The organism is Thiocapsa sp., from assembly GCF_018399035.1.
GTDB lineage: Bacteria > Pseudomonadota > Gammaproteobacteria > Chromatiales > Chromatiaceae > Thiocapsa.
Genome location: NZ_CP073760.1, coordinates 128,250 through 141,029, shown reverse-complemented (window position 1 = coordinate 141,029; position 12,780 = coordinate 128,250). Strand labels below are relative to the sequence as shown.

General features: G+C 61.2%; 8 protein-coding genes and 1 tRNA gene. 6 read left to right on the top strand and 3 right to left on the bottom strand.

Going from position 1 to position 12,780, the window contains the following annotated elements; translation table 11 throughout:
- Positions 1 to 77 precede the first annotated feature (77 nt).
- Positions 78 to 1,169, bottom strand: coding sequence for a redox-regulated ATPase YchF (gene ychF / locus KFB96_RS00695; RefSeq protein ID WP_213458497.1), 1,092 nt, complete (start codon positions 1,167 to 1,169; stop codon positions 78 to 80).
- Positions 1,170 to 1,419: 250 nt separating this feature from the next.
- Entirely contained in the window at positions 1,420 to 2,910 is a 1,491-nt protein-coding gene (locus tag KFB96_RS00690) for a mannose-1-phosphate guanylyltransferase/mannose-6-phosphate isomerase (protein ID WP_213458496.1), read from the bottom strand.
- Between the two features lie 420 nt (positions 2,911 to 3,330).
- On the opposite strand from KFB96_RS00690, the gene KFB96_RS00685 reads away from it, so the two are divergent.
- From KFB96_RS00685 to KFB96_RS00670, 4 genes are all read left to right on the top strand, one after another.
- Entirely contained in the window at positions 3,331 to 4,143 is an 813-nt protein-coding gene (locus KFB96_RS00685; protein ID WP_213458495.1) for an inositol monophosphatase family protein, read from the top strand.
- A 64-nt stretch (positions 4,144 to 4,207) separates the two neighbouring features.
- Complete coding sequence (locus KFB96_RS00680; protein WP_213458494.1) at positions 4,208 to 4,651, top strand: tetratricopeptide repeat protein; 444 nt, start codon at positions 4,208 to 4,210, stop codon at positions 4,649 to 4,651.
- 126 nt (positions 4,652 to 4,777) lie between these two features.
- Positions 4,778 to 4,864 (top strand) — tRNA-Leu (locus tag KFB96_RS00675).
- 1,433 nt (positions 4,865 to 6,297) lie between these two features.
- Positions 6,298 to 6,852 carry a recombinase family protein gene (locus KFB96_RS00670; protein WP_213458493.1) on the top strand — a complete coding sequence of 185 codons (555 nt, stop codon included), beginning with the start codon at positions 6,298 to 6,300 and terminating at the stop codon, positions 6,850 to 6,852.
- Positions 6,853 to 7,432: 580 nt separating this feature from the next.
- Here KFB96_RS00670 and KFB96_RS00665 read toward each other — a convergent pair.
- Entirely contained in the window at positions 7,433 to 9,157 is a 1,725-nt protein-coding gene (locus KFB96_RS00665; protein ID WP_213501655.1) for a hypothetical protein, read from the bottom strand.
- A gap of 322 nt (positions 9,158 to 9,479) precedes the next feature.
- Between KFB96_RS00665 and KFB96_RS00660 the strand changes: the two genes are divergently transcribed.
- Both KFB96_RS00660 and KFB96_RS00655 read left to right on the top strand, forming a co-directional pair.
- A complete protein-coding gene (locus KFB96_RS00660; RefSeq protein WP_213458491.1) occupies positions 9,480 to 10,262 on the top strand; it encodes a hypothetical protein in 783 nt (260 codons plus the stop codon).
- 9 nt (positions 10,263 to 10,271) lie between these two features.
- The gene (locus KFB96_RS00655; protein ID WP_213458490.1) at positions 10,272 to 12,494 is read left to right on the top strand and encodes a hypothetical protein; all 2,223 of its coding nucleotides are present in this window, start codon (positions 10,272 to 10,274) and stop codon (positions 12,492 to 12,494) included.
- Positions 12,495 to 12,780 lie beyond the last annotated feature (286 nt).

Sequence of the window (12,780 nt, the reverse complement as noted above, 5' to 3'; positions counted from 1 at the left end):
CGCGCCGGCTCCAACAGCCGACACGTCTGCCGGGGCCGATCCCATCCAAGAACAGCGCATAGCGCGATGGGCGCGGTTTAAACGTTGAATCTGAAGTGGACCACGTCGCCGTCCTTGACGATGTAATCCTTGCCTTCGGACCTCAGCTTGCCGGCCTCTTTCGCGCCCTGCTCGCCCTTGCAGGCGACGAAGTCGTCGTAGGCGATGACCTCGGCGCGGATGAAGCCCCGCTCGAAATCGGTGTGGATGACGGCGGCGGCCTGCGGCGCGCGCACGCCGGCCGGGATGGTCCAGGCGCGGACCTCCTTCGGGCCTGCAGTGAAATAGGTCTCGAGGCCCAACAGCCGGTAGCCGGCGCGCACGACACGGTTCAGACCCGGCTCGGTCAGTCCCAGCTCGGCGAGGAACTCGTCGCGCTCCTGGTCCTCGAGGTCGAAGATCTCCGCCTCGATGGCCGCGCAGACGGGCACCACCTCGGCACCCTCCTCCGCGGCAAGCGCGACGACCTTGTCCAGGATCGGATTGTCGACGAAGCCGTCTTCGGCGACGTTGGCGATGTAGAGGGTCGGCTTCGCCGTGAGCAGGAAGAGATCGCGGACCTCGCGCAGCGCCTCGGCATCCAAGCCCATCGCACGGACCGGCTTGCCCGCGTCGAGCTGATCGCGGATCTGCTCGAGCAGCGCCTTGCGTGCCAGGATCTTCTTGTCGCCTGTCTTGACCATGCGCTCGGCGCGATCGAGCGCCTTGGTGACCGAGTCCAGGTCCGCGAGGGCCAACTCGGTATCGATGACCTCGATGTCGTCGAGCGGATCCACGCGGCCGGCGACATGCACCACGTCGTCGTTCTCGAAGCAGCGCACCACGTGTGCGATGGCATCGGTCTCGCGGATGTTGGCAAGGAACTTGTTTCCGAGACCTTCACCCTTGGATGCGCCGGCAACCAGACCCGCGATGTCCACGAACTGCATCGTGGTCGGCAGGATCTTCTGGGGCTTGACGATCGCGGCGATGATGTCGAGGCGCGGATCCGGCAGAGGCACCACGCCGACGTTGGGATCGATCGTGCAGAAGGGGTAATTCTCCGCCGCGATCGTCGCCTTGGTCAGGGCATTGAAGAGGGTGGACTTGCCGACGTTGGGCAGGCCGACGATCCCGCATTTGAATCCCATGGCTGTGAAGGTCCGCTCGGAAAAACCCATGATTCTACAGGAGCCGGGGCGTCCTCGCCCCGGTTTTCAAGATGAAGTGGTGAGTGGTGAGTGGCTGGAAACGAATTATTGAACGGTGGGTCAGCGACCGGAAAGCCGAAAAACCGGCGCGTCGCGGGTATCGCTGTTTTGAAACACCTCTCGTTAAGTCACTGGGCACGACGCCCGGACGGCTCGTCGATCGAGAGCCGTCCGGTCCTCGCGCAAACGATCAGTGCGTCTCCTTCGCCCCGCGGTTGTAGCGATCCTCGAAGCGCACGATGTCGTCCTCGCCGAGATAGCCGCCGGACTGGACCTCGATCAGCTCGAGCATGATGGTGCCCGGATTCTCCAGACGGTGCGAGGAGCCGACCGGGATGTAGGTCGATTGATTCTCGGTGAGCAGGAACGCCTTCTCGTCGCAGGTCACGCGCGCGGTCCCGGAGACGACAATCCAATGCTCGGCGCGATGATGGTGCATCTGCAGCGACAGCGATTCGCCCGGCTTCACGATCAGTCGCTTCACCTGATAGCGCGGCCCCTGCCCGATCGCCTCGTAGGAGCCCCAGGGACGATGGACCCGCTGGTGGTGGCGATACTCGTTGCGCTGCTCGTGCTGCAGGAACTGGGTCACCGCCTTCACATCCTGCGCATGCGCTTTGGACACGACCAGGACCGCGTCCGGGGTCTCGACCACGATCAGGTCTTCGACCCCGACGGCGGCCAGCATCCGGTGGTGGGCGATCAGAAGGTTGTTGCGGGCATCATGGACGAAGGCATCGCCGTCGAGCACATTGCCGGCCGCATCCTGATCGCGAACCTCCCAGAGCGCCGACCAGGCGCCGACGTCGGACCAGCCGACATCCAAGGGCACCACGACCGCGGGCGGATTGGCACCCCCGGTATCCCGGGCCAAGGGCTCCATCACCGCATAGTCGATGGAGTCGCTCGGACAGGCGCCGAAGTGCTCGGCATCCAGACGGAGAAAGTCCCCGTCGTGCGTGGCCGCCTCGAAGGCACTCGCCACGGCTTGCGCGATATCCGGACGGAACCGCTCGATCAACCCGAGCCAGAGCGATGCACGCAGGACGAAGATGCCGCTGTTCCACAGATACTGGCCGGACTCCAGATAATCCTCGGCCGTCGCGACATCCGGCTTTTCGACAAAGCCGTTGAGCAGATAGGCGCTCCCGGCCAGACCCTCGACCCCATAGGCCGGACCCTGCCGGATATAGCCGTAACCCGTCTCGGGCTTGCTCGGAACGATCCCGAAGGTCACCACCGCACCCTCGCGCGCGATCACGCAGGCATCGGCCACGGCCGCTCGGAAACCGACCTCGTTGCGGATGGTGTGGTCGGCCGGCATCACCAGCAGGATCGGATCGCTCCCGCCTCGGATCGCCGAAAGGGCCGCCAGGGTCAGCGCCGGTGCGGTGTTGCGGCCCTTGGGCTCGAGGATGATCTCGGCCGGACGCCGCCCCATCACGCGAAATTGCTCGGCGACCAGGAAGCGGTGGGCCTCGTTGCAGACCACGATGGGGTCGATCTGGCCGACGGCTTGGCGCGGATGCTCCTCGTCGAGCCCGTCGAGTCGGCGCACCGTCTCCTGCAGCATGGTGTGCTCGCTGGTGAGCGCCAGAAACTGCTTCGGGTAGGCCTCGCGCGAGAGCGGCCAAAGTCGCGTTCCCGAGCCGCCGGAGAGGATGACGGGTTGTAGTGGCATCGACGCACTCCTGGTCAAGGATTCCGGATCATTTACAAGCTTGCAAGATTAACGCAATTCGGCCGATTCGACCTCCGCAGACGTCTGCTCGACCTCGATCGTCAGGCCGACCCGTCGCGCCGGCGTGCGCTCGTGACCTCCGCCAAGCACGGCGTCCTAGTGTAAAGGTGCAGAGATTCCGAGACCGTCCGAGATGATCTTCGTTGTCGTTGTCGTAGTCGTGTTCGTAATCCTATCGATGGTCGATTACGACAACGACAACGAACGGTCTCGACACATCTGCCGTGCTGCACTAGCCGGTGCATGAGACTGCGCGCGGTTGTATCTTCCCCGCGACCGCCTCACCTCTGCCGTCAAGGAGAGTCTCGGGCAACTGCCCTCGGACATGCGCATGAACACCGAGCCAACCAGAGATCCAAGATGACACCCGACCCGAATCTGATCGGCGACATCCTGCGAGAAGCCGCAGCCACCGAAATCATGCCCCGCTTTCACAGCATCCTCGCCGAGCGCAAAGCCGACGGCAGCCTCGTGACCGAGGCGGATTTCGCCACCCAGGCTCGGATCGTCGAGACCATCGCGCGGGAGTTCCCGAGCACGCCGCTGTTGGGCGAGGAGATGACCCCGGAAGATCAACGCCGCCTCCTCGCCGAAGCCGACACCGGAGTTTGGATCCTGGATCCGCTCGACGGCACCGGCAACTACGCCAGCGGATTCCCCGGCTTTTCGATCTCATTGGCCTTCGTCGAGCACGCACAGGCGACACTGGGCGTCATCTACGACCCGGTCCGCGACGAATGTTTCTCTGCCGTGCGCGGAGGCGGTGCGGTGCTCAACGGCGAGCCCATCCGCCCCTTCGCGCCCGGCCCGAATCTCGGCGATTGCCTGGCGATGATCGACATGAAACGCCTCCCGCCCGAGCGCATCCCGGCGCTGTTTCGCCCCGGCGGCTTCCGTTCCCAAAGAAACCTCGGCTCGGTCGCGCTGGACTGGTGCTGGTTGGCCGCCGGCCGCTACCAGCTCTATCTGCACGGCGGGCAGAAACTCTGGGACTATGCCGCGGGGCACCTGATCGCATCCGAGGCCGGCGCCGCCTCGCGGCTCTATACCGATCGAGGCGCCAAGGAGGCTACCGACCTCAGCCTGTCCCCAAGACTCGCCGTTGCGGCGTCAGACGACGCGCTGCTGCAGCGCTGGCTCGACTTCGTCGGCCTGCCGATGCACTCCACCTGAGCGAGACACACCAGCGCGCAGTCGTGCCCGCATCCACCGACACCATCACGACGAGGAGTCCTCCATGACCGAAGAGATCAGCGACCTTGACATGGCCCTGTCGAGCGGCATCACCGCCTTCGAATACAAACAATTCTCGCGCGCGGCGGGCCTGCTCTCCCCGCTCGCCGAGCAGGGCATCCCGGACGCCCAGTATCGCATTGCCATCATGGCCCAGAACGGCCTCGGCATGCTGCCCAACCCGCTACTCGCCTACACCTCCATGAAGCGCGCGGCCGAGGCCGGCCTCGCCCTCGCCCAGCACGGGCTCGCCTTCATGTACATGGAAGGCGAATGCACCGACAAGAATCCGGAAAAGGCCGTGCATTGGTTCAAGCAGGCCGCCGAGCAGGGTCTCATCGGCTCCCTCACCACGCTCGCCATGATGTACGAGCAAGGCCACGGCGTGGAGAAGGATCTCGACGAGGCCAATCGGCTCTATCGGCTTGCCGGTTTCGACGAACGTTGATCCGGGCCGAGGAGCTCGCACCGCTCGACGCCTGCGCGAGCGCCAGGCCCGACCGCAGCGCATCCACGCGCTTCGCCGACAGGGTACCCATCATCACGGACAGCGGGTATACTGCGCAGCTGCGTTGCCGGGGTGGCGAAATTGGTAGACGCATCAGACTCAAAATCTGACGGGGGCGACCCCATGCCGGTTCGACTCCGGCCCTCGGTACCAATACAAGACAAGGGGTTAGGCCAAAAGCCTAGCCCCTTTTTTGTTGCCTGTCGGGCTCCCCTAAAAACTTGGGGAACCCTGGGGGAACTTTGGAGACCACCGGGAACTCGGGGAACTCGGGGAACCTGGCCTATATTGATGGCCCAAGGATAGGGCTTGACCTTGAACACCTCCGGGCAGGATGGCAAGCAGGTGGCCTTGGGGTGCTGAAGCAAGGCTAGGTAAGGTGTAGTTGGGGGAAGCCCCAACCCAGAGAGCCTAGAGGAGATTGGAAGATCCTATAGGAGGCATAGGCGGGGAGCTTCGCTCTGAACCCCCATTCCAAAGCATCCCCCAGCATCTGGAAGCATCTGCGACCGTCCCGCCACAACCCCCGCAAGCATGTTCCCTCCGTCCTGTGGCCGGAAGGACACCGGTCACGGAGAGCGTATCCAAGCCCACTTATGCCCGATACCTGCCGACTCCCAAAAATTTCTGCGGAGTAATTTTCAGAACCCGATTGTGCCGATGGCACCCCTCTTCTCGCTACGCTCGGTCTTTGACCCCACCCCCCTGGTTGGGCGGAGGTATTTATGGGGGCACGCGGCACCGATGGGTCTAACAACAACAACAACGCGCCGAGGGTTTAACGGATTTTTGAAGTCGACTTTCCAGCAGACCCCATGGGGGTCGGTTTCGGGCACGGGGAATCGCGTAAAGCAATCATTGTGCCCGAGCTTATTGATAGGCGACGACGATGATTGATCGCGTCGGCACGTATCATGCTTTACATCACATGTCTCTGTATAAAATGGAGATGATGCGACTAAGCACGATGTATGCCTGAGCTTGCAACGATAGGCCATGCCGATACATCCCCCACCCAACATATCCACAGCACCCCATCAGCACCCCGCATACCCCTAGCACCCTAGCACCCCATCAGCACCACCCCGGCACCACCACCATCAGCGTTCTCCCTTCGGGCGGAAGAGGCCCAGCCTGGACATCCGAGCCCTGGTTTCGCAAGTCCATGATTTGGTTGATAACCCAAATCTGGGTTATGATGTAATTCAAGGGGTTATCACTCAACCTCCAACGGAGGACGAGTCCTACAAGGACGGATCTGGCCGAACGGTGGTCATCAAGGTCTACGTCTTCACGGCTCCCGAGGGCAAGCGGGACTCCATCGTCGTGGTCGCCCAGCTCTCCCCGGAGTTCACCGGGCGGCTGGTGTGGACCGGGGGGAACAGCTCTCGCGTCCACATCCTGCTCCACTGTCCACATAGCCTACATGTTGGACACTCCGACCTGTCGAGCTGGCCCCGCGTGGTTGCTGGGTCGAGAGGCGTCCATAAAGGTTCGATCTGGATTGATTGACAAGGTGTCCAGATAGCTCTAGGATTACCTCGACATCCACCTCAGGCAACTAGCCCACCCCCTCGGAGATCATCATGGACATCGGGTACATTCGAGTCAGTAGCGTGGGTCAGAACACCCTTAGGCAGCTTGAAGGTGTCGAACTGGACAAGAGGTTCGAGGAGAGGGTGTCTGCGAAAGGTACTGCCGACCGGGTGAAGCTCGCCGAGTGCATGGAGTTCGCTCGGGAGGGGGATGTTCTGCATGTCCACTCGATCGATCGCCTTGCCCGGAACCTTCAGGATCTCCAGCAGCTCGTCACCCAGCTCGTCACCAAAGGCGTTACCGTCCGGTTCCATAAAGAGGCTCTGACCTTCTCGGGCTCCCAGGCGGACCCGATGTCTACCTTGCTCCTACAGATGCTCGGGGCAGTCGCTCAGTTCGAGGTCGCGATAATCAACGAACGCCGCAAGGAAGGTATGGACGCAGCCAAGCGAGCGGGCAAGCAGATCGGCAGAGCCCGGTCCCTGACGCCCGAGCAGGTACAGGAGATCCGCTCCAAGGTTGCCCAGGGCATCTCCAAGACCGAGCTATCCCGAGACTACCGGGTGAGCCGGCAGACGCTGTACAGCGCCTTGGAGCAGGCATGAGGGGCTACGGTCGGGGAAGTCAGCCGCGCAGCGAGCCCCTTCCCGTGATAGCGAGGGGTGCCCAGGTAGAGAGGTGGATCCTCAGAGGTTCCGTGCGGCCCCTGCGCCACTAGTGGCCTGCCCTATACCAACCCACCCGATGCCCCTGGGGATAGCGTCTTGGACCTCCAGAAGCTCTCGGTCGGGGTCTGCCCTACTATTCCTTGCAGAGCCTGCATTGAGCAGATCACGGCAGTCATCAGGGGCGTGGAACATGCGTGGAACATCCTAACCCATAGGCTGTCTGATGCTCCGGTGACGTCTAACCGAGCAAAAAATTAGGTGCACCAATTTTGTATGGTGTTTTCTCGGGATACAGTTAGATCCGCCTGATTATCTGGGCTTTTGTTCCGCTTGGTATGACTCTGATGCCAGTCGACACGTATTAGGTTAGTTGCCGGGGATTGTCAGGTTCCCTATGGAGTGCCTCCCCAAGACATGATGTGCGATTATTTGACGTATGGCATTTTGAGGGTGCGAACTTCTGACCCATAGCACCAGCCTAGGATGTTCAATCCCCCGGCCTTTCCCATCAAAACCTTCATGCCGTTTTCATGTCGAGCTTCGGCGCCTTGAACGCCTGTCGTCGCCGGGCCAGCATGGAGTCGCCGAGATGCGCTTTGACCCAGTGCTCGACATCCAGGGTACGCACCGAGGTCATCGCCTCGTGAATGAGCGGGCCCGTCAGATCGGTGAGGAAGGCGGGAATCGCCAACACCAGCCGGCCGATCTCCTTGAGGGGGCCGCGTGCGGTGAAGGTTTTGTATTTCCCGAACACCGATTCGATGATGTCGGAGGACGCCAGCCAGGTTGCGCCGGGCGGGATCTTGGCGGCTTGTACCTCGACCTGTTCCAAGACCCGGTCGGTAAAGCGGGCGGCTCGCGGAGCGAGCGCGGTGCGCGGAGCGAGTGTGGATTGAAGCGATGCGCAGACGCCGGCGTGCAGTCCCTCGGACTTGAGAACGCTCTGGATGGCCTTGGACTGTTCCATCATCTGCGCATAGATCGCCAGATCTTCGCGATAGGCACTCGCCCAAGCGAAGCCCTCCAGGAAGCGGGCGCGGCCGGTGTCGGCGAGATCCCAAAAGGCGTCGTCCAGATCCGTGAGCTGCAGGTCGGACGCCGCCTGAATGGCCTCGCAGAAGGCTGCCTTGTCGGGATGCCGATGGCCCAGCAGGGCGTGCAGGGGACGCACGCGGGCGACGCCCAAGCGGTCGCGCAGGTGGTCCCGGGCGGCGCCCGTCAGAACGCAGGTGGGCCGAACGGCACTGAAATCTCCCCGCTCCTGGTAGGCGAGCAGGTTTTGCGCCCACTCGACATGGGTGTCGACGTGCATGAAGCGCGCCTTGGTGCGCTGACGCGGCGGCAACAGAAAGGCCAGGTCGGTTTGCTGAAAGGACGCCAGGGTCCGCTTGCAGTGCGCCAGAAAGGTCTGCCAGCGCGCGTCGGGCTGCAATTCGGCCTTGAGCAGGGTGGCGATGCGGTGCGAAATATCATAGGTTTCCACACAGTCTGTCGTCTGTTCCCGGCGAAACAGCGTGATCCCCTTGTGCAGGTCGCTGCCGTGATCGGCGACGATCTGCACCGGCACACCGGTGCGCTCGGCGACCTCGCGCAGCACCGTGGCGACCCACTCCCCGGTGCTGTGCGTCGTCACCTTCACGGCGAGCACCTGCATGGCCCGGTGCGACGGGCTGTAGCCGGTCTCGAGCAGCCGGGCGGCGGGGATGCCCAGAATCACGAGACACTTCGATGTGCCCAGTTCAAGCGTATGATCGGCGATGTAAATCCAGTCCTCGCGCCGCTGCGGAGGCTGCAGGAGGATCGCCAATCCGCAACGGTAAACCCAGTTGAGGACCGTCGTATGCGCCGGCAGGCTCACCGGCATCCAGGGCGCGAGCAGACTCAGTACGCGGGGCACCCCGCGGCTGCCGAGTCCGGCACTCAGAAACATCTGCAGCGTCAGTTGAATGACCAGGAGCGAATGCCGGTGACCGGGCGGGGGCAAGCGCAGCAGCTGCCGAGCCGCAGCGTCAGGCTCCTGCGCCGCGCCGACCGGTGTCGCCTCCGACGCCGCAGGCGGGCCACCGCCTTGCGCCGCCAGCGCCCGGTTTTTCCAATAGGCACGGCTCGCTTCCAGATCCCGGATCTTGACCCGAGCCGCGCGCAGGCGCTGTTGCTTGTCCAGGGCTTTGGCCCGCCACGCATCGCGCGATGCCCGGAACAGTCGGGCCAATCGGGCCACGGGGGTTTTGAAGGTGTCCATCGGTCGGCGTCGGCTCGGATTTGGCTGGGGGATCCCGGTGCCGCGAAGTGTGCCTGGAGGCGACAGGGCTGTCGATGGCGGCCGGCGGCAGGACCGCCGGCGCATCACCGCCCGCACCCCGCGACACGAGACCGGCATGAGCTATTTCGTGCCTTATCGGGTCAGATTGAACTCCCTAGCACCAGCCAGCATGCCCATAACGACCTTTATTGCCAGCCAGCCTTACCTCCCTGTCCAACGGGCATTGATGGGGGCGGGATCAGTTGGTGTTCCCGTGATTACCCTTCCACCCTGACCACACCCCAGCCCCGAGGATCCTCACATGGCCGTGTACCCTTTGCATCACAAACTCTATCCGCCCCCGAAACCAAACACTAAGATCGTCGTCCGTACAAAGACCAAGACCAAGATCGTCCGCAAGCCCGGCCGGCCCACTAAAGAGTCAATCGACGCAGCAATCGCGAAGCGTGAAGCATCCCGGCGGCTAACATCGGCTGATGCAGCAATCCTGACTTGGCGGGTCGTGTCTGCCGAGGAGCCGATCGAATCAATTGCCGCTGAATATGGGGTTTCGGTGAACTACGTCCGCAAGGTTATCAACGAGACCAAAGCATTGAACGTGATTCGGTTCATCACCGTACCGGAATGTCGGGCTATGGGCCTCGACGACTCACACCAAGGGGGCAGGGCTGATGCTCTCGACGTGGTGGATATCGACACCCTCCACTACAACGACCCTGATCCCGAAATGGTTACGCGCAGGCACCTGTACGATCGCCAGAAGATGACATCTGACGAGATCAGATTGAGTTTGGTGCTGATAAGGCTTGGCAAAGTAACGGCGGGCGAGATCCAGGAGAAGTATGGCCTGTCGGCGGCGACGTGGCGGGATTACAAGGCCATGTATTCGCCGTGGGGAAGAGTGTTTCGCGAGAAAGATGGAACATACACCCGGACCAATGATCGTGCCGACCGCTTGAAGAAGCGGCGGACGGCCAGCAATCCCATTCCTCGGGTTCGCAGGAAACTTGATCCCGAGACGCAGGAGATCGCTGAAGGTGAACTCGATGCTCTTGAGGAGTTTGCGGCGTCTCGTAGAACGTGAACCACACTCATGACCTTTGACTCGCTCTGCTTCAAACAGCATTCCGACGGTAACACAACAATGGAAATGATTGACCTTCGCCCGCAGCTCATGCCTATCGAGGAGTTGAATTACACGAATATTCCCGAGCTAATGATCGAGCACTCGCGCTCCAGCTTGAGGGCCGGTAATTGGGAAGTGGCCCCCACCTTGGTGAATCCGGCTATATGGTCTGGGCTCTTTGCTGGATATCTTATGGAATGCTCGGGCACCGAACGAACTGTGGCGCAGATGACCGTCTTGGCAGAGACAATCAGGTTGATGTTCCAAATCTCAAGCGGGAGGTTACCGGCGAAGCATGAGCGTGTCGTTGTTCCGATGCCGACCGGGTACGGCAAGACCACCACCGCAATCGCCTTCATGGTCGCCCTGCATAGGTATGGCATCGACGACATCTCTGTTGCATTGTCCTCCAACCGGATCGAGGATCTGGCGAAGATCAAGCGTGACCTTGTTCGATATGGTGGACCGAACATCCTCCCGAAGATCGGACTGCTCCACAGCAACCAATATGATCCAGAGGTGGCACGGAAGTACCTGGAAGGTGAAGCACCTCTGCCCAAGGGCTACTCCTCGGAGCGAGCAATCGATACCGAACCCACTAGCAAGCAGTTCATGCTGTTGACACACTCACGCCTTCGCAACAGTACCGATGATGCAGCCCTGGCTCGGTGGAACAACTTCGGTGAGAAGCCCCGGAGCATCGTGATCTATGATGAAAGCCTGCTGCCTGCCGATGTGATGTCGTTCAACCTGAGGACCTTCTCGCCCCAATTGCGAGCACATGGTGGATCTTTGGAGTATGTCCCGGATGGTCAAGATGTCACCATCCAGCTCGAACGTGATGGATGGTTGCGCTCGGTAAGTGAAGTGTTTAAGGACGCAGCAGCCAAGGCAAGTGAGGGAGTCCCGGTAGTGTGCAAGATCCCCAACCTAAGCGAGGAGAAGCTGGCGGCTTTTAAAGCTGCACCCTACCTAGAGGGTGTGAACCCGTGGACTCTGGATGCTTGCCTTGACTTTTCCGGGGCATTCGTTCGCGTTTTGAAGGGCCAAGGCGATTATCTTGCTTCTTACGAAGTCCGGGTACACCCCGCGCTCAAAAGGGTTGTCATCTTGGACGCGAGCTATCCGATTCGTGCTTTGGCTCACCACACATCGACTATCTCAATTCACAAACTCGGCGGGCGGTACAGCGACACTCTTGGGGACTACATGGGCGATGATGCCAAAATTTCGATGAAAGACCATCGGGAAGTTATTGTGGCGATGATGGATGGTCGTTGGGGGAGATCTGGGGTTGAAGATGACCTCGGTAAGGGAGTGATCAGGAAGAATTCGAAGTCGAAACTGGTGGATGATGTCGTCCAGGTGATCCAGCGGGCGGTTGGTCCAGAGCAGGGTGTTCTGGTCTTCACGTACAAGCAAGGCAGCGGGAAGAACGAGATCGATCAAAGGGTATTTCTCAAGGAAGCGCTGGTAAAGGCTGGCATCGATATTGACGCCACACTCCCGAATGGAAAGCAGAGGATCAACATCACGACCTGGGGCAACGAGACGGGAACCAACGAATACGCTCACTGTGAGCATGTGATCCTCGCGGGTGTTCTTCAGCTTCCCGAGCATGCTCTCGTTGGTGGGTATCTTGCAGCTCAGGATGACCTCAAGGCAGAGGTGAACGGTTCAAAGCTGTTCAGCATCCAGGCGTCGGAAGGGGCACACCTCATCTATCAGGCCGTAAGCAGGGGAGCATCCAGACGGACCCGAGCCGAGCAGACCAAGGTGAACGGCCCGATGTTTCCTGCAGCCGGGAAGATGACAGCGTGGATAGTGGTGCCAGCCAATATGCGGAAAATGATCCAGGGGCACCTGACGACCGTGATGCCGGAAGTGAGGTTCGCCGATTGGACGGGTTCGTACGGGGGTGGCAAGAAGCCCGAGGGGGCCGTCTCCGGGGCGGTGAAGGCGGTCAAGGCTGTGTTGGCCGAGCAGGCGGCTGAAGGCGTCGAGAAGGTCTCTTCGAGGAAGCTGAAGGGCCTCATGCCTGAGGAGTTGAAGAACCTCAACAAGATGGCATGGACCCGCACGATTCAAGAGATCCATGAAGACCCACGGATTCAGTGGGAGCTTGATGGGCGGTCGCTTGTCCGCGTGGGCCTGGACGCCTACGGCTTCGAGCTGGGGGCCGAAAGTTAAACCACATGGCCTTTTAGAGGAGAGCTACCCCCTTCATGTGGCTTAATTTCCTGACTCAGGCGTATGGGTATTTGGCAGGTTGCTCAAGGACGAGCGCAAATCACATCCTCTGCTTAGAAATCAACAGGTCAACACCCTCCGCTTGTAACCTGGAAAGGGCTCGACGGATACCTATGGCAGTTCGCGGCGGCATCGAGGCAGACCATGAAGATAACGGGAACGTTTCACATTTATATGCTTTTAATAGGTCATATTGCCGTAGGCGCTTGAACATGGCATTGGCAGT